Below are 17,878 nucleotides of genomic sequence, written 5' to 3'. Positions count from 1 at the left end.
TTTAGGGTATAATTCTGTGAGCGTAACGCTCGAAGCGGCACGCTGCCGGAACCTCGCCTCCGTACAGTTTTATTAGCTTTCAAAACGCGCCATTTAATTGAACAACGAAAGCGACGGAAGGGGGCTGCCCCAAAACTGAAGTTTTTGGGCAGCCCCCTTAATATTAATACTTGAACGTGAGCCGCTGGATGGGCGACGGGCCCAGTTCGCGGCATATTTTTCGATGTTCCAAAGTGGGATACCCCTTGTGCTTCGAATACATGTACTTCGGAAACTGTTTATCGTATTCTATCATCAGACGGTCTCTTGCAGTTTTAGCAATTATGCTCGCCGCCATGACGGCAGGATATTTTCCGTCAGCCTTGGCTTCGGCGCGGCACGGGCATGAAATCTTGGGACAAAATGTTCCGTCTGCAAGAGCAAAAATATCTTCCTGCGCAATTTTACAGCCGGAAACTTCACTCCAAACAGGAAGCCGGATCAAAAGCATTTCAAAAGCAAGGCTCATAGCGTAAAGACTCGCCTGTAAAATATTTATTTTATCGATGGTCTCATGATCTACAATTCCCAAGCCCCATACGCATTTTTCTTTTATGAGTTTTTCAGCCTCAAAACGCTTTTTTTCGGAGAGTTTTTTTGAATCGTCCAGCGTTTGAACGGGAAAATCAGGCGACAATATGACGGCTCCTGCACACACGGGGCCGGCGATGGGTCCCCTGCCCGCTTCGTCAAGTCCGCACATAATCTGCGTCATTAAAAACCCTGTGTTTTATTGTTTGAGTTTTCGAAGATCTTGACGGAAGGATCAGTCCATACGGCTTGAGACGCGCGCGACAAAGAAATTTCCCCGACAAAGGAATTATCCGTCATGCGGCAGCCGCAGCCGAACAATTCGGCTATGCGCCCCATAGAGCCTACGGTTTTACAAGATGACGAGCGAAGTTCAAAATGTCCGCCGTGCAATGAAAAGGCAACTGCGGTTTTAGCTACAGCGGAAACGCGGCAATTAAAAACGCTTATGCGGGTATCCGACGCGGAAATTAATGACGAATATGATCTTGCCTGACTTACAAGGTCAGTGTTTTTAAAAAGCACAATCGACGACGCCGACTGGATGACGGAACCGGAGTCTTCAAAAAGCGCCACAATTTCACAGTTATCTAAAGACAAAATTGCGTTTTCAAGCGAGAACAGCGATTTAGCTTCTTTACGGTCGGTAGAAGTTTTGGTTATGGCGCAGTTTTCAATTTCAAGGCTTGAAACGCGGAGGTCAAAGGATGTTTCAGGCGCGAACACCAAACAAGCTCCGTCAGAGCCTGAAATTTTGCAGTTGGCCGGTAAAACGATACGTTTGGGCGGCATTACAAGCTTTCCGCGGACATGAAGATTTATAAAACGCGGTAAAAATCGTGTAAATTCAAACTGTTCAAAAGAAGTAAAGGGACGTTCTTTGGTTCCGTCCGCGAGAGTCGGATTCGAACCTGAATCGAAATAATAATTACATACGTCTATAACTGCGCTGTACTCCGAAGGAATGCTCTTGTTTCCGGCCGCATCCTGAGCGTAAACGGAAATTTTATTATACACGGGCCGTTCGGGATTCGCGGCGATCCGCAAAATATTTCCTTTAAATTCCGTGTATTTTTCAAGAGCGACGGAATCAAAAAAATCCTTCGAAGGAACCGGAGCTGAAAAATCGCTTTCAAGTTCTAAAGGAGAACTTACTGCGCAATAAATGCGCGATTTTTTTTCGCTCACGATGTTTATATCGAGAGGCGCGCGGATCCAAAAACCGGAAACGGACGGGATAAGCACGGGCGGCGCAGGCGGACGGCGGTCTATTCTATACCGAACGGACAAGTCGCCCTGATAAACGTTATCCGCATATAAGGAAAAAGTGAGTTTTTCCGAAACAGAATCTCCTTCAAAAACGTCTATGCACATCTCGGAAAAAAGTCCCGGTGAAAGCGTATTTTTTACTCCGAGATTGTCTTTATTTCGGCTGGAAACTGAAATTTTATATATGCCGCTTTGAGTTGCCGAATAAACTACGGAACCGTCCGCGCGCCGATCTTCAACAAGAACCGCTCTCGGCGGAAGTTCAAAAGAATAAATCGGATTTCCCGACTCAAAAGCCGCCGACTGCCACCGTATGGTATGGCTTTCATAGCGGTCTATTTCAACAGGATCTCCCGCAGGGCGCCACCACCCGTCGTCAATGCTGTAGATAAGCGTTTTGTCGTTAAAAGAAATCGTCGTCCAGTTTTCAACGGAAAAAGGAACGCTGCGCTCATTGATTATACCGTATGCAGAGGACACATGTATTATGCCGCGCCAAAACGAATTTCCGTCGGTAAGCGTCAAAGGAACGTAACGCGACACGGAACAATCGGAAGAAAGGGAAAGTGTTTTTGCAGGCAGATAAATCACAGCACCTTCGCCGTCTTCTTCTCCTATTGCATAATTAAAAGACGAGGGAATCGCGATCTTAGAACCGGGAACGTATTCGTAAACCGGAGAGTTCAAAAACGTGTAAAAAAAAGACTTGGCATCTTCTTCTTCACGGCTGTGTTCCGTAACGGTATATGAAACGCTCTTTTGAGTGCGCCTTCCGTTTTCATCTATGGAAACGATACGGATTTCAACGTCGCCGGCAACGTCGATAACAACAGGATCGTCATAGGCAAAACCTGAAACAAGAGGATCCGATCCGTTTACGGAATAATATGCGATTTCACCTTCCGGCAAAACAAGCAAAAGCGTCTGTTTGTTCGCCCACGTACCGGGCACGGGGTTTACTATTGAAAATTCGGCAAAGGCCGCAAAGCAAAATAAAAAAAGAGAAAAAAGAACTGTAATTCTTTTTAGTTTCATACTCACCCTAGAATAGGTTCAAGAATATTACGGAGATCCGGATCGTCTTTATAATAATACTCTTCAAGCTCTTCCTTTGACAATCCTACAAGCTCATGGCTTAAATAGTGAATCCAAAGATCTTGTTCAGGTTTTTGGATATCGAAGCGTCTGCACCAATAGTCCGGCTGAATAGGCTGCTTTTCTTTATAAGTAAAATGTTTATAATCGTGAACCACAACTTTTATATCGCAGCGCGGAATACCCTTTTGCAATAGAATTTCCACAAGGGCGTTTATCGTTCTGCCCGTGTCAAAAATATCGTCCACAAGCATGATTTTGTCGCCGTGCCTAAGATAATTGGGCTCGTACGTCCAACCGTCGATCATAACCTTGTCGTTTTGACGAATGTCGGAATAAGAGCGCGCCACCACGGCTGAATACAATACGGGATGAAAATCCTTTCGGACGATTTTAAAATATTCGCTGATCACGTTTGCCATGTACGCTCCGCCGCGAAGCGAACTGTATATTACATCGGGAATAAACCCTTCGTGATATATACGGTGCGCAATTTTAAGAGCATTATTACGTACAACATTATACGGCAGAAATTCCTTATTCATACTGAACCTCATTATCGCAATTTTACCCTATTACGGCATCAGCAGGCAAGCAGGCACATTCGTTTTCCGCTTCAGCAGTATTTTCTGTATACTTCGGAAATTATTCTTATTCCTTCTTCCGTTTCTTCTGCAGGGCGCGAATAGTTAAGTCTGAGACACTTGTCATAGTGAGGATGATCTTTTACCGGCGGAAAGGAACCGTCACTCGCATCGCCGAAGAAAAAATATTCGCCGGGAACGACTATAACTCCGCATTTTTTAAGTTGACAGTATAATTCCTTTGTAGGAATTTTAAGATCGAAGAGCAATAGCCACAAAAATATCGATCCTTCACTTTTGTGAACGGCATAATTCGTTCCTGCAAAATACTTATGGATCCACGTTTGAGCGTCTTTGGATCTCTTTTCATAAAACGGGCGGACTATGTTTTTTGCGCAGTCAAGAAGTTTTCCGCTTCTTATGAGGCTTGAAGCGATTGCCTGTCCCGCGCTTGCGGTTGTCAAAGAGATGATGGCGTTGATGTTTGATACGGCCTTTGCGATCTCTTTTTGCGCGATGATAATTCCGGTTCTCATCGACGGCAGTCCTATTTTTGACATGCTCATGGACAAGATGACATTTTCCGAAAAAAACGGGCCGGCGCTGTCCGTAAAAATAATGTCGGGCCACGGAAGCCCGTAGGCGTTGTCTATTATCAAAGGAATGTCGTAGCGCACGGCAAGTTTTGAAAGATGAAGAATTTCATCGTCGGTTAGGACGTTTCCCGTAGGGTTTGTAGGGCGGGTTACGCATAGGGCGCCGACGTTGTCGTGTTCTGCAAGATATTTTTCAAGTACGAGAAAATCAACTGAATATTTAAAAGTATGGTCGTCGAAAATTTCAAATAAAGCCGGAATCCCGACGAACATATCTTTTTCTATTCCCTGATCGGCGTAACCTATATATTCGGGAACAAGGGGAAACACTACGGTCTTTTTTTCGGCAACGCCGTTTTCAGTGCTTGTGCCGCCGAACAGATTAAAAAGATAAAACATTGCGGTTTGACTGCCGTTCGTTACGGCGATATTTTCCGAAGTGATATTCCAGCCGTATTTTCCGGAAAGACAACTGGCTATATCGTCTAAAAAAGAAACTCTCCCGCCGGGAGCGTCGTAACGTCCGATCAATTGACCGAACGAATCGTCCGCAGCCATTATCTTTGCCATTTCGCTCTGATACATTTCGTCAAGTTCGGGGATGCGGGCCGGATTTCCTCCGCCCAGCTGAAAGGAATGCCCCGGGGGTAAGGGTTGTCCAAGATCGTCCATAAGCTGCAATATGCCCGAATTTTCGGTCAACTTTTTACCGAAATCTGAAAAATTTAACCTTTGCATCGTAAATCCTTATCACCGTGCGGCTTCAATAAGGGGTTTTTCGGCCGTTGCCGGATGATTCGCCTTTCTTTTTTTGCGGAATTTTACCGTCAAGGAATTCTTGCCTTTATCCACAAAGACAGTATCACCCGTTTCGCCTTCGCCTGAAAGGATGATTATCGAAAGAGCGTCTTCTATTTCTCTTTGTATGAGACGGCGCATAGGACGAGCCCCCATAGAAGGATCATAGCCGTTGTCTACAAGATAAGATCTGGCCTTTGAGCTGAGAGCTAACGAAAATCCTTTTTCTTCAAGGCGCTCTTCAAGTTCCAAAAGCTGTATGTTCAGTATCGATGAAACCTGTTCTCGATTTAAAGCGTTAAAAACCACAACGTCGTCTATGCGGTTTAAAAGTTCGGGACTCATGATTTTTTTCAATTCGGCGATTGCTCCCGCGCGAATTTCATTATACGGCATAAATTTTTCTTTGCTTGCGGAAAAACCTACATGGCTTTCTCCCGTAATTTCGCGCGCGCCTGCGTTGCTTGTCATTATGATAACGGTGTTCCTGAAATTCACCGTATGGCCCAGATTATCGCTTAACTCCCCTTCTTCCAGAAGTTGAAGCAAAAGATTGAAAATGTCCGGATGAGCTTTTTCGATTTCATCAAGCAAAATAACCGAGTAAGGCCGGCGGCGAACCTGTTCGGTTAAAATTCCGCCTTCGTCATATCCGATGTAACCCGGAGGCGCGCCCACAAGACGACTGGCGTTATGTTTTTCCATGTAGTCGGACATATCAATCCGTATGAGAGAATCGTCGGTTCCGAACAGAAATTTCGCAAGCGTCTTTGCTAGCTGTGTTTTTCCTACGCCCGTAGGCCCTAAAAATATAAACGAGCCTATGGGACGCTTTACGGAAGACACGCCCGCACGGTTTCTTCGGACCGCGCTCGAAATAAGATTGATGGCTTCGTCTTGACCTATCACTTCCTTGTGAATTTCTTTTTCCATAGTCAAAAGACGCCTGGCTTCGCTGTTATCCAATTGAGCGGCGGGAATACCGGTCATATTGCTTATTATTTTACACACATCCTGTTCGGTTATGTGTTTTAAAGTTTGTCCGTTTTCCCGCCAGTAACGGCTGAAAATTTCCAGTCTTTCTTTAAGAGCCTTTACCTTGTCGCGAATGAGGGCAGCCTTTTCATAATCCTGTTCCCTTACGAGGCGTCTTTTTTCTTCGCCCAACTCTTCTATATTTTTTTCAAGCTCCACAAGTTCGGAAGGCCTGTCGTCTTCCTGAATTTTTTTTGCCGCGCCGGCTTCGTCCAAAATATCAATGGCCTTGTCGGGCAAAAACCTTTCAGGTATATAACGGTGGGCGAATTTTACAATGGCGGGAATCACGCCTTCGTCGTAAACTACGCCGTGAAAATCTTCATATTTTTTACGTATTCCTTCAAGAATTTTTGCCGTATCGGTGTCGGACGGCTCTTCGATTCTTACGATCTGAAATCTTCTTTCAAGAGCGGAATCTTTTTCAACATATTTGCGATATTCTTTTATAGTTGTCGCTCCGATTATCTGAAGTTCTCCGCGGCTCAAGGCAGGTTTTATCATATTGGAAGCGTCCAGCGTGCCTTCCGGCCCGCCCGCCCCGATTATAGTATGAAGTTCGTCCACAAAAAGTATGATGTTTTTAGAATCGTTTATTTCTTTCATCATGCGCTTCATGCGCTCTTCAAATTCGCCCCTGTACTTTGTTCCGGCGATCATCGCAGCAAGATCCAGCGACAATATCCGTTTTTTTAAAAGGTTCTTGGGGACGCTCCCTTCCGCAATACGCTGCGCAAGACCTTCTATGATCGCGGTTTTACCTACGCCCGGCTCTCCGATCAAAACGGGATTATTTTTCGTACGGCGCGAAAGAATCTGTATGACGCGGAGAATTTCAATGTCGCGGCCTACGACAGGATCGGTTTTTCCTTCTACGGCGTTTGCGGTAAGATCGCGGCTGAATTCGGCCAAAAACGATTTTTGAGCGTTTTGTGCAGACTGAGATCTGCCCTGCGGCGGCGGAGAAGAAGAAATCACTTCAGGCCGTTTGGCGTTTCCTTCTCCCATAAGACTCTGAAAAACTGAAGCGGCAAGACTTTTTGCAGACTTCGGAGAACCCGAAGAGGGAATTCTGGCTTGAATGTCGCGAAGAGTATTTATAACGTCATCCAGATTTACGCCCGCCTTTTGAAAAAAATGGGACGTAATGCTGAGATCCTCACGGATAGCGGCGATGACAATGTGTTCCGTGCCTATATACTCATTACGAAGAGAACCCGATTCGGCCGAAGCGACGTCGAGCATATTATTGAACCTGCGCGACAGGGGAAGATCGCCGAAAGAATTGACAGGAGTGCGCACGGTTAGACTTTGCTCAAGGGTAAGCTGATATGTTAAAATATTTATGTGAAGCGTCTGTAAAAGAATAAATCCCAAACCGTCACCGCTTTTAAGCAGCGCCAAAAGCACATGTTCGGGATAAAGGTAATCGCTTCCGCTCTTTCGCCCTTCGTCTTGCGCAAGAGAAGCTATAAGACGGTGAGCTCTTGGAGAAAATTGTTTCATAAAATTCCATCCTGTTATGTGACAGCTTGAACAAATTATACACTCAATACGGCCGGCAAGTCAAAACTGCGCGCTGACCGTCGCGATTGCAGTTGCGACAGGTCAATACCCTTGCTCAGGAGTCCGCAAAGAGTATGTTTTCAAACGATCCCTGTAAGATAATAGCCCTTAAACGGTCCGTCTTTAACTTAATATCGCTTTCGATGTCTTTTTCAAACTTAAAATTTCCGTTTTTGAGAACGAACTGAACGTGCCCGTCCCTTGTACGATACAAAAGCGCGCACAGTTCTCTGTTTTCAATTCCCGTTAAAAGCTTTAAATTTACGGCCCACTTTATATTGGATATGATCTCTACGGCTTCGCGGTTTGTTATAAGCCGTGAAAATTTGACTGTAGCATAAGAGCGGGAAATAATATCGCGCACGGCCGTCGGTATATTTTCGGCATATTCCCTTGTAAACTTTCGTTCTGTTTCAACGAGGTTGACTATTGAAGAAGCCAGTGAAAATATCTGATCGAATTCATTGCCGGTAAAAGATGAAGACGTGGAAACCTCATAATAAGCGCCCAAAGCCGATGAAAAGGATGAAGACGAACCGAAGCAAGCGCTGAAAACACAGCCGTTTTTTTGAAGGGAAGATGAAATTTCAGGAATTTTTCCGACATAGGACAGCGACGGAAGATGAAGCCGCACGGATATTTTCATTCCGCTGCCTACGTCGCTCACCGACGAAGTTAAAAAACCGAATTCGTAGGAAGCTGCAAATTGCAGTGATTTTTGAAGCTGATCGTCAAGAGATCTGCAAATTTCATAACAAGCCTTACAGTCGAAACCGGTTACAAAAGACGCGATGCGAAGATGATCCTTGCTGTTTACAAGACAAAAAAGATCGTCTTCAGCTCCCATTACAATACCGCTGCCGGGCTGATCGTCGATAAGTCCCCGTTCCGTAAGAATTTTAATTCCGCTGTCATCTATGCTTTTTAAGGCGACGGTTTGATACGAATCGGGATCTTCAACCTTTGAAAACGAATCGAACACAAGCGTTTGCACACGAGAAGCGTCGTCGCCGCGAAAATGCGAAGGAAAAGGAAAATTCGCAAGGTTCCGCGCCAAGCGCACCCTTGTCGAAAGCACCACATCGTTGTCTTTTCCGTCTTTAGAATACCAGGAACCTGCGGACGACGAGTCAATGTTATTTTTTTTCATTTCCATCTTCCTCAGGAAAAAGTTCGCCCGAGCCGTCTGAAACCGAAGATCTCTCCAACGCCTTTAGATAATCGCGATACATGGCGGCTTTTTCATAGTTTTCGCTTTTTAACGAAGCGTTAAGTTTTGCCTGAATGTCCATGCGGTCGGTAATACGGGAGCGAAAAGAAGTAAGTCTTGCAGGCATAGATCCTGTATACGGCCCCAAAATATTTTTCGCTTTGAGCATTTCTTTTATTTCAGAAGAAAAAACCGAATAGCATTCCGGGCATCCTGTATAACCCGTGCGTTTTATGCCGGAAAGACTCTGTCCGCATACCGGGCAAAGGCGGGATTTTTCTTCATAAGAAGTTCTTGTTTTTTGGGCAAAATCCGAAAACAAAGAACCTATCGAGCTTTCGATGGATTTAGGATCGGGGGATATTCCGTATTTTACGGCGCATTCCATGCACAAATTTATCTTTTTTTTACCGGCGACGCTTAATTGCTCTATAAATAAAACGGCTTCATTTTTACGGCAAAAGTCACACACCATAAACCGCTCCTTGCGCTAAGTTTTTCTAAAAGTCTCAATTGGCTTTTCACTTCCGGCGCGCACGGCGGGGAGCACCGACGCAGCCAGAGACAAAAGCAAGGTTCCTATCGCTACAACCGACAATTCAAAAAGCGGAATCCTTATGGGTATTGTCTGAAGATAATAGGCGGGATCCAGCAATTCCAATTTTGTAAAGTCGTTCCCGCCTCCCTTCATTAAAAGATACACAAATTTTGCGCCGAAGTTTAGTATTTTTTCAATAAATAATAAAATTTTATTTATATTTACGGCACACAAAATCCCTGCGGGAAGTCCGATCAAAAGTCCGCCAAGTCCTGTAACCGTTCCCGTTATCAAAAATGAAAGCGTTATGCCCCGCTTCGTCGCGCCGAAACTTTTTAAAACCGCGATTTCACGACGGCGTTCCATAGAGAGCATGATTAGGGCGGAAAATATATTTACCGAAGCTACAAGGACGATTAAAAGCATTATAAAAAAGAGCAGCGCCTTCGTAGAAGCGAAATTTTCATATTCGGAAACATTAAGTTCATCCCAGCGGTAAACGCGGATATTTTTACCCGCAGCTCTTTGAACTTCATAGGAGAGGCGAACCAAGTCGGAAGAAAAAGCGTCCTCCGTTTCAAGTTTTATGCTTACATCCGAAGATTCCGGATCAAGGACGGACAGTCCTTTTTCAATCGGAATAAAAACCCAAAGAGAATCGAGTTCCTGATATCCGCATGAAACTATGCCCGCCACGGTAAAAACCGTTACGCGCGGAACAAGTCTTCCTGCAATAAATTTTGAGGTTACGAGCCTAAACGAACTTCCCTCCGAAAGTCCGAGATCCGACGCTATTTTTTTTCCTATAACCGCCGAATTTTGCGAAAGAGTAAGCTCCGCCCTTCCTTCCGCAACCGAAAACAAGGACATGTACGAGCGATTTTTTTGAAAAATATCGCTCGGAACGGCGCGAACCGCAGCCCCCGTTCTTCCTGCAGAAGATAACGCAAGGGCGGCTCCTTCAATTTCAGGGTAAGAAGAAACTATGCCGTTTATTGACAAAAGTTTTTTTGCCGCACTGTCCAAATATTCCAAAGACAGGCCGTTTTTTCCGGGTGCTAAAAAATCCGCCTGCAAATGCGAAGACGAAAGCCCTATGATACGCTGAGTTATCCCTTCGATCATCCCTTCGGCGACGCTTAAGACTACGATCAAAGGAACAAGGCTTATGCTTATGCACAACAAGGCGCCGAGCAAACTTCTGTGAGCGGAAGATTTTTTTTCTATGCGCGGAAATATCAGGCGGCGCGCAAAAAGTAAAGAAGAATTCAAAGTCATATATGATCCTATAAAAAACGGCATGCGAGGAAATTTCGATTTCCGAGAGTGCCGTTTTCGTGCGCTCTTTGCGCACAGTTCAATAGCGAGTTTCCTGAAAGGAAACTCGAAGTTTACGAGACCGCGATATCTCAGCGGTCGAAGTTAAACACTTCCTATTCTGATCGAATCTCTTGCCCGCCGCTCCCTGTCAGCCTTACCAAGGTTCCGTCTTTTATAGTATAATGAATGTTACCCATCGAAGCCAAATTAAGATCGTGAGTGACAAGAACCAAGGTCTTTTTATATTGTTCCGTCATTGAAAAAAGCAGTTCACCGATCACAGCGGCGTTGGCGGGATCAAGGTTTCCCGTAGGCTCGTCGGCAAGCAAAAGCTCAGGATCGTTTACAAGCGCACGGGCGACGGCGACTCTCTGTCTTTCTCCCCCTGAAAGTTCCGACGGCAAATGTGTTTCACGGTTTGAAAGCCCTACGTCATTTAAAAGCCGCCTCGCCCTTTCTTCGGCTTCTTTTTTAGAAAGCCCCGCCATATATGCAGGCATAAAAACATTTTCAAGAGCCGTAAAATCCTTAAGCAGATAATGAAATTGAAATATCATTCCCAAAAATGAAGAACGGTATTCCGCAAGGGAATCTTCATCCAAAGAAGTTATACAATAAGGACCTATGTTTACGATTCCCGCAGTTACGCTGTCAATACCCGATAAGATATTTAAGAAAGTACTTTTGCCGCAGCCGCTTTCTCCGGTTATTACGGCCTTTGCACCGTACGGAATATTGCAGTCAAGATTTTTTAAAACCGTAAGTTTTTCACCGGTACCGGTATACGTCTTTTCCAATCCCGAAATCCTAATAATATGGTTTAAATTTTGATTTTTTATCTCTGTCTGTTTTTCAAAATCAATGAAGTTTATAGTATCACTCATCCCGCAGAACCTCCGCAGCCTTTAATTTTAAAATTCCCATGCTTGCAAGCCATGATGCGGCGAGGGACGAAAATATGCCGAAAACCGTTATGATGAGAACTTCATGCATAAATATCCGTGCGGGAAGTCCCGCATAGACAAGATACATGGGATTTTCATGTAAGTATGCGGCGTTTTCCGGAGAAAAAAGCATGGTAAAAAAATACTGTATCCCGTAGGTAAAAAAAGAAAGAATCTTAAATATCCTACCGGTTTGAACGCTGAGCAAAAGCCCGAGCGCCAGCCCGCAAAAGGCGCCAGTCACGCCTGTAAGGAATCCGCGGAAGATAAATACGGCCTGTATCATCCTATTTTTACCGCCTAAGGCCGATAAGATTGAAATTTCGTTGCGCCGCTCATATACCATCCGCTTCATACTGTTAAAAATGTTTATGCATACGACGACGAATATTAAAAAAACGAACAGCATGAGCATGTTTTTTTCCACGCGAAGGGCTCCGAAAAAAGAACGGTTGTAGCTTTTCCAGCTTTCAGCCTTAACCTGTAGGAAACGGCTTTTTATTTCGTTTATGAACGATTCCGACTGAAATTGATCAAAAAGTTTTATACCGTAGATTTTTTTCGGCTGCGAGCCGAAGTATTTTTCGCCGGCATTAAGACCTATAAAAGCGTAGCCGGAATTTATTCCCGCGTAACCTGTATGAAATATGCCGGCGACGGTAAAAATTCGTTTGGAAGAAAGCATTTCCACGTCGTTCCCGCCGGAAAGGGCAAGAAGGTTCACGGTGTTTCCGATCCGTACGCCGAGTTTGGAAGCAAGAGAAGATCCCAGCACTATTAAATCTTTATCGCCGGAAGAAGAAAGATCAAATTCGCCGCGTATCACGTTTACTTCGCGTTCAAATCCTTCGTCAAGCTCAAAAACGTTTTCAGGCAGGGCGCGTATCAAAGCGGCCGCTCCGCCGGAGGCGTTTCCTACGATAAAGCTCTGCGACTCATAAAACGGAATAAGCGTTTTAACGCGGAATCCGCTTTTATGCTTGGAAGATTTTAAAAAATTTCCGCAATAATTCTCAAATTCTTCCGTTAAATCGGAACGTACGTTTTCAATGCGCACGTGATATGAACTTACTTCCATTATTGCATCTATAAAACTCATCTGAAAACCGTTCATAACACTTAACACGGCTATCAAGGTCATGACGCCGAAACATATCCCGAGAGAAGCTAATCGAGAAGCGAGAGCGGACCTTCCGGACATATCTACATTTGCAAAACGGCGCGAAACAAAATATACCCACAAAAATTTATTCAATTTCATATTCTATCCTGTTTTGTAGGCGTCCGTTCAAAAAAAAATTTTCTTCTTTTTTTACTCCGTGCTTGTACAGAGCTTCGACGGTAAAACCGCCGTCAAAATATGAAGTCTCCGTATATGCGTCGATATCCGAAAAAATGCGTTTAAATCTCATGACGCCGTTATCGTAAAACACGTAATCGGGCTCTCCTCCCGGCGCGTCATAGGAATACACGCTTTTTTGCGAATTTTTTTTTCCGCCTGCGTACCCGTGTTTTTCATATTCGAGAATCCTGTTTTCATCGTCGTACTTCCACAAAAGCGATTCCGATAAAATCAAGTTTTGTTTTTGCGCGGCGGCGTCAGGTTTTAGATCTCGCGAAATATCGGACGAACCGCCGGCCATCGCCGAGTTGTCGGCGGCTGAAATAGCCGAGCCGGTGGCTGCCGCCGAATCGTCTGCGCTTTCGGCCTTTCCGGATATTTTTAAATACGTATTCTGTTCGGCTTTAAGGCCTCGTTCGTTAAAGATGACTTCCGTAATTTTTTTTTCGGCAAAATTTTCAATAACACATTTAAACGGAACGGCGGAGCCGGCGACATAAAAAAAAGTTTCAGCCAGTAAAACCGAAGATTTTTCCGCCGGAAAAACGATATTCCAGTGTTCCTTCGATACTAAGCGCATGTTTTCATCGTATTTACGGCGGACGGTAAGGTCTTCGTAAGAATCGGTTAAAAAGACCGAAAGATTAAAGGCGTCTACGGAAAAGGTACCGTATTCGCCCGCATAAAGGCTTCGAAGTTTGCCCGCGGCGTCAAAATGTGCTTTTGTCTCGCGTGTTTCTGCAGCGGCAGGTTCCGCCGCATGCGCTTTTATAGAACCGAATAAAAAGCACGAAAAAATAGCGTACAAAAAAAATATACGCCGCCCCGAACTTGTTTTCACCGTTCATTCTCCGATAAAACCGTAAACGTAACTTTGCACGTCAAAAAGCGAAATGTCATCGTACTTTTCTCCTGTGCATACAAAGGCAACGGGAATTCCCAGCTCTTTACATATAGAAACGGCAATTCCTCCTTTTGCTGTAGAATCGTATTTTGTAAGGATGATCGCATCCAAGCCTACCGCTTCGTTGAATACTTCCGCCTGACGCAAGGCATTCTGCCCGGTTGTCGCATCGACTACAAGCAGTTTTTTATAACAGCCGGGTGAAGCCTTCTGAAAAGAAATTTTATCGATCTTTTGAAGTTCGCGCACGAGGTTTTCTTTATTGTGGAGCCGCCCGGCGGTATCGGCGATCACAAGGCCGCCGCCGGAAGCGTTGACGGATTCTGCGGCGTCAAAAACCACGGCCGACGGATCCGAGCCGCTTTGGTGATGTATCACGCGCACGTTAAGTTTTTTTCCGTGCATGATAAGCTGTTCTATTGCGGCGGCGCGGAAAGTATCGGCGGCGGCAAGAATCACATTATTAAAACCGCTTTCGGTAAAATACGAAGCCATCTTTGCCGCAGTAGTGGTCTTTCCCACTCCGTTCACGCCTAAAACCATCCAAATATTGGTTTTCCCTTCTTCGGGCTTCAGCACTGCGGATTTTACATCGGATGACAAAAGCTCTGCAAGTTTTTGCATTATCGCGCTTTTATCCGAAAGATTTTCCGAGCGGCAGATTTGTTCAAGTTTTTCTACTATCTCAAACGAAGTCTTCGCTCCTACGTCGCCTTCTATAAGGGCGTCCGTAAGATCTTCGAAAAAAACATCGTCTTTTTTGTCATGAGATGAAAAAAGCGATTTTATTTTCGATGCAAATGATATTTTAGCCATGATATTTCCTTAAAAATTCCGTATCGGTTTTATTTTTGTTCCGTACCGTTTCTTTTATCTCGGGCATCCGCAGTCTTTGCGTCGTTCTTTATCTTTGCCGTCTTGGGCAACACCGCGTTTGCCGAATAAAGATAGCGCACAAGTTGATAACCGAAAACGGCGCCGAGAGAAACGGATACGCCTACGCATGCAAGAGATCGCGATCTCCACCTTTCAATCTCGTAAGCGTCGATAACGTCCTGCCTGTTTAATTTGTTTATATACGTTCCGTAATTGTAAAACGTAAAAGGAAGCGACACAATAAACGCGCTGTAAGCAGTATACATTCTGCGCCGACGTTTTTCAATGTTGGCGCTCACATCGTAATCTATGACAGGAACCGTTATGTTTTTGTCTTTTTCCCGATCTTCACGCAAAATATCTTCCGGAATATAAAAAAAAGATGAAATTCCGTTTTCGCCGGTAAAATGTCCTATAACCGCGCCGTCGTCAATTTCGATCCGGGCGTGCGCGACGGGGCTTTCAACGACAAGCTCTCTCACCGCCTCCGTCGACAAAACGCCTGCGACGGGATTTAAAAGATCTATTTCAACAACTTTCGGATCCACTCTCGCCATATTTACGCTGATATTATAAGAGCTCTTCTCCGAAAAAGAATAAGTTACGCTTGCGTTACGAAAACCTTCCGCCTCAAAAGAAAGCATATGTATTCCCCGCTCCGCGACAATGCTTTTAGGCAGTTTCGGAAAAACTATTCCGTCAAGGCTTACGGAAACTTTGGAAGCCGCTTGTTCAGGTTCCACCGAAATATTAAGGATCACGGGAGGATTATTGGCTATGAACGGCATAAGGGCGCGCGAAAGATTTCTTGCAATCTGCAGAGGGGAAGAAAGCAGCCCTACTTCGGTAACCGTTCCTCCGGACACTCCGCCGGGATACAAGTGCAGCTCCGCCGTTACTGCGGCGTAGCCTCCGTATGAAGAAATCGTGCCGCTTATAAGCCCTCTTATGTTCGCCGAATTAACGGCGCTTTCAAATTTATAATCCGTAAAATCGTTTGGAACAGCTTCTTTGGGCGCGCTAAAGAGTTTGGAAGCGTCGTTTTCATATAGCTCTATTTTTTCAGACGGCGCGGTAAAAAATTCTCTCCGGCCGGCAGGTAATGCCCAAAAGAAATCTTCACTAAGCATGTCGGAATAATATCTTTCACTTATTCGATCCGATTTTACAAGGTTTTCGGTAATCTTTACGTGAAGTTCGTCTATTTCTTTTTCTTTTTTAACGACCTCTTTTTTAAACTTGTAGTCGCTTAAATCCCGCAAGATAAGGGCATCGCGATCCTTTTCGGCCTTTGACAGTTGAAGAAACAAAGAAAGCCGTTCCGTGCGAAGAGAATCTGCGTCGCGACTTAACATTTCACGGGCGGAAGGAGTTCTTGACGCTCCGGCATAAACCTGCTCAAGGATAAGTTTCGGAATATTTTCGGCAACGGCGGCGGAAGCTTCGTCCGTCATAATTTCGTTTGTAAATTTAAAAGGAACTGCGGCCAGCGTCCAAGTTTTTTCTTCTTTTTTCCTTGAGTCCGAAAGACCGTCGGTACTTTCGGCATAAAATGTATTTTCGACATAAAAACACAGAAAACACAGAAAACAATGGATCAACAGCTTTTTTGACCGGCACATACTTTTTTATTTCAAATCATCGTCGTCTTCACCCGTACCCATAGGCAACCCCTTCCACTGGGCGTTCAGAAACGAATCTATGAATTGGGTTATATCGCCGTCCATTACAGCTTGAATGTTTCCAGTTTCATATTTCGTACGGTGATCTTTTACAAGCGTATACGGTTGAAACACATAAGAACGGATTTGGTTACCCCATGAAATGTCTTTTTTTTCGGCGCCGTATTTTGAATTCTCTTTTTCCTTTTGCTCTTTATAGTATGCGTAGAGTTTTGATTTTAAAATACTCATGGCAGTCTGACGATTCATTATCTGACTGCGTTCGCTCTGACAGGCAACCACAATACCCGTAGGCAGGTGAGTAAAACGAACTGCGGAGTCCGTTTTGTTGACATGCTGTCCGCCCTTTCCTCCGGCGCGGTAAGTATCGATCCTGAGATCTTCGGGTTTTATTTCAACATTTATGGAATCGTCCAAAACAGGAAATACGAATACCGACGAAAAAGAAGTGTGGCGGCGGGCGTTTGCGTCAAAGGGACTTATGCGGACAAGCCTGTGTATTCCGGCTTCTCCCTTAAGATAGCCGTAAACGTAATCTCCGTTTATCTGAATGGTGATCGATTTTATTCCGCCTTCCGCTTCAAGCATATCCACGGTTTCCATCTTAAAACCCTGCCTCTCGGCCCAGCGTATGTACATTCTGCTGAGCATATAGGCCCAGTCTTCGGCCTCCGTTCCGCCGGCGCCGGAATGTATCGTAAGAAAAGCGCTGCTCTTATCCACTTCTCCCGAAAGCAAATTCAATATGCTCTGATGTTCGAATTCCGCCTTTGCGGTATTTAACATAAGCTTAAGCTCTTCTTCAACGGATTCGTCTTTGCTTTCTTCTCCAAGTTCATAGAGAGCTTCAATATCGTTTATATCGGACACGAGTTTTTTCCACGGTTCCACGCGCCCTTTTAGAAGCTTTATCTCATTCATCACATGTTGAGCTTTTTGCTGATCTTCCCAAAAATTTTCAGCCGTCGTCTGAGCTTCTTTTTCCGCTATTTTTTTTTCGATGGAAGCGGGGTCAAAGACGCCCCCAAACATTCATAATATCTTCTTTTAATTCCGTAATCGGCGTTTTCAATTCTTCAAGCATGTATTATTCCTCACGGTTTTGCAGTATTTTTTTCGGCGGTTTTGCACGCGGATACCCGATTTGCATTTTACAAGGGGAACCCGCATATTTTACGCTTTGATAAGGCATCTGCGCCATTTCTTTTTATTCAATTCCGTAACGGCGAACATTCCGTTTAAAGGGAATTGGTAAAAACGCAAAGTATCGTAATAATCCGTCACCCTGTCGATATCCTGTTTCAGACGCATAAACTGAGTCTCGTCCAACACGGTGCTTTCCCAGCATGCTCTCTGAATTTTTTTAAAGCCGTATTGCTTAACGACCGAAGCCAATGCTTTTGCGGAATCTGCGCTGCCCGGATCAAGAACGACGGAAACAAACATACTATAAGAATAAAATAAATGGGTATTAATGTCAAATTATGGACTAATGGCAACCGCGCTAACCTGTACAAACATGAAATAGTATCGGTATAAAAAGACGGAA

At 44.7% G+C, this 17,878-nt stretch carries 15 protein-coding genes; all 15 read right to left on the bottom strand.

Going from position 1 to position 17,878, the window contains the following annotated elements:
- Positions 1-163: 163 nt before the first annotated feature.
- The 15 genes from HRQ91_RS04480 to HRQ91_RS04410 all read right to left on the bottom strand — a co-directional run bounded on the left by HRQ91_RS04480 (position 164) and on the right by HRQ91_RS04410 (position 17,775).
- A complete protein-coding gene (locus tag HRQ91_RS04480; protein WP_210120452.1) occupies positions 164-754 on the bottom strand; it encodes a ribonuclease HII in 591 nt (196 codons plus the stop codon).
- Positions 754-2,874 carry a chitobiase/beta-hexosaminidase C-terminal domain-containing protein gene (locus HRQ91_RS04475; RefSeq protein WP_210120451.1) on the bottom strand — a complete coding sequence of 707 codons (2,121 nt, stop codon included), beginning with the start codon at positions 2,872-2,874 and terminating at the stop codon, positions 754-756. The genes HRQ91_RS04480 and HRQ91_RS04475 overlap by 1 nt, the downstream gene beginning before the upstream one ends.
- A gap of 2 nt (positions 2,875-2,876) precedes the next feature.
- On the bottom strand, positions 2,877-3,479 hold the full coding sequence (locus HRQ91_RS04470; protein ID WP_210120450.1) for a phosphoribosyltransferase: 603 nt from the start codon (positions 3,477-3,479) through the stop codon (positions 2,877-2,879).
- 71 nt (positions 3,480-3,550) lie between these two features.
- On the bottom strand, positions 3,551-4,852 hold the full coding sequence (locus tag HRQ91_RS04465; RefSeq protein WP_210120449.1) for a valine--pyruvate transaminase: 1,302 nt from the start codon (positions 4,850-4,852) through the stop codon (positions 3,551-3,553).
- Between the two features lie 12 nt (positions 4,853-4,864).
- Entirely contained in the window at positions 4,865-7,453 is a 2,589-nt protein-coding gene (locus HRQ91_RS04460) for an ATP-dependent Clp protease ATP-binding subunit (RefSeq protein WP_210120448.1), read from the bottom strand.
- Positions 7,454-7,568: 115 nt separating this feature from the next.
- Complete coding sequence (locus HRQ91_RS04455) at positions 7,569-8,663, bottom strand: hypothetical protein (protein ID WP_210120447.1); 1,095 nt, start codon at positions 8,661-8,663, stop codon at positions 7,569-7,571.
- The gene (locus HRQ91_RS04450; RefSeq protein WP_210120446.1) at positions 8,650-9,198 is read right to left on the bottom strand and encodes a UvrB/UvrC motif-containing protein; all 549 of its coding nucleotides are present in this window, start codon (positions 9,196-9,198) and stop codon (positions 8,650-8,652) included. Before HRQ91_RS04450 ends, HRQ91_RS04455 begins: the two co-directional genes overlap by 14 nt.
- A gap of 15 nt (positions 9,199-9,213) precedes the next feature.
- Positions 9,214-10,539 carry an ABC transporter permease gene (locus HRQ91_RS04445; RefSeq protein ID WP_210120445.1) on the bottom strand — a complete coding sequence of 442 codons (1,326 nt, stop codon included), beginning with the start codon at positions 10,537-10,539 and terminating at the stop codon, positions 9,214-9,216.
- Positions 10,540-10,694: 155 nt separating this feature from the next.
- Complete coding sequence (locus HRQ91_RS04440; RefSeq protein WP_210120444.1) at positions 10,695-11,465, bottom strand: ABC transporter ATP-binding protein; 771 nt, start codon at positions 11,463-11,465, stop codon at positions 10,695-10,697.
- The gene (locus HRQ91_RS04435) at positions 11,458-12,786 is read right to left on the bottom strand and encodes an ABC transporter permease (protein ID WP_210120443.1); all 1,329 of its coding nucleotides are present in this window, start codon (positions 12,784-12,786) and stop codon (positions 11,458-11,460) included. Before HRQ91_RS04435 ends, HRQ91_RS04440 begins: the two co-directional genes overlap by 8 nt.
- On the bottom strand, positions 12,773-13,708 hold the full coding sequence (locus HRQ91_RS04430) for a hypothetical protein (RefSeq protein WP_210120442.1): 936 nt from the start codon (positions 13,706-13,708) through the stop codon (positions 12,773-12,775). Before HRQ91_RS04430 ends, HRQ91_RS04435 begins: the two co-directional genes overlap by 14 nt.
- Positions 13,709-13,711: 3 nt before the next feature.
- The gene (gene ftsY, locus HRQ91_RS04425; protein WP_210120441.1) at positions 13,712-14,587 is read right to left on the bottom strand and encodes a signal recognition particle-docking protein FtsY; all 876 of its coding nucleotides are present in this window, start codon (positions 14,585-14,587) and stop codon (positions 13,712-13,714) included.
- A gap of 29 nt (positions 14,588-14,616) precedes the next feature.
- Positions 14,617-16,269: a hypothetical protein gene (locus HRQ91_RS04420; RefSeq protein WP_210120440.1), complete on the bottom strand. Its 1,653-nt coding sequence runs from the start codon at positions 16,267-16,269 to the stop codon at positions 14,617-14,619.
- Between the two features lie 6 nt (positions 16,270-16,275).
- Positions 16,276-17,413, bottom strand: a protein-coding gene (gene prfB / locus HRQ91_RS04415) for a peptide chain release factor 2 (RefSeq protein ID WP_210120439.1) whose coding sequence is annotated in 2 segments (ribosomal slippage) — positions 16,276-17,343 and positions 17,345-17,413 — 1,137 coding nt in all. Because the reading frame shifts where the segments join, the coding sequence is not laid out codon by codon here.
- An 89-nt stretch (positions 17,414-17,502) separates the two neighbouring features.
- A complete protein-coding gene (locus HRQ91_RS04410; protein WP_210116753.1) occupies positions 17,503-17,775 on the bottom strand; it encodes a CRISPR-associated protein Cas2 in 273 nt (90 codons plus the stop codon).
- Positions 17,776-17,878 lie beyond the last annotated feature (103 nt).

It is taken from the genome of Treponema parvum (assembly GCF_017893965.1).
Taxonomy (GTDB): domain Bacteria; phylum Spirochaetota; class Spirochaetia; order Treponematales; family Treponemataceae; genus Treponema_D; species Treponema_D parvum.
Note: the sequence above shows the minus strand (reverse complement) of the source record. Positions and strands in the feature narration are given on the sequence as shown.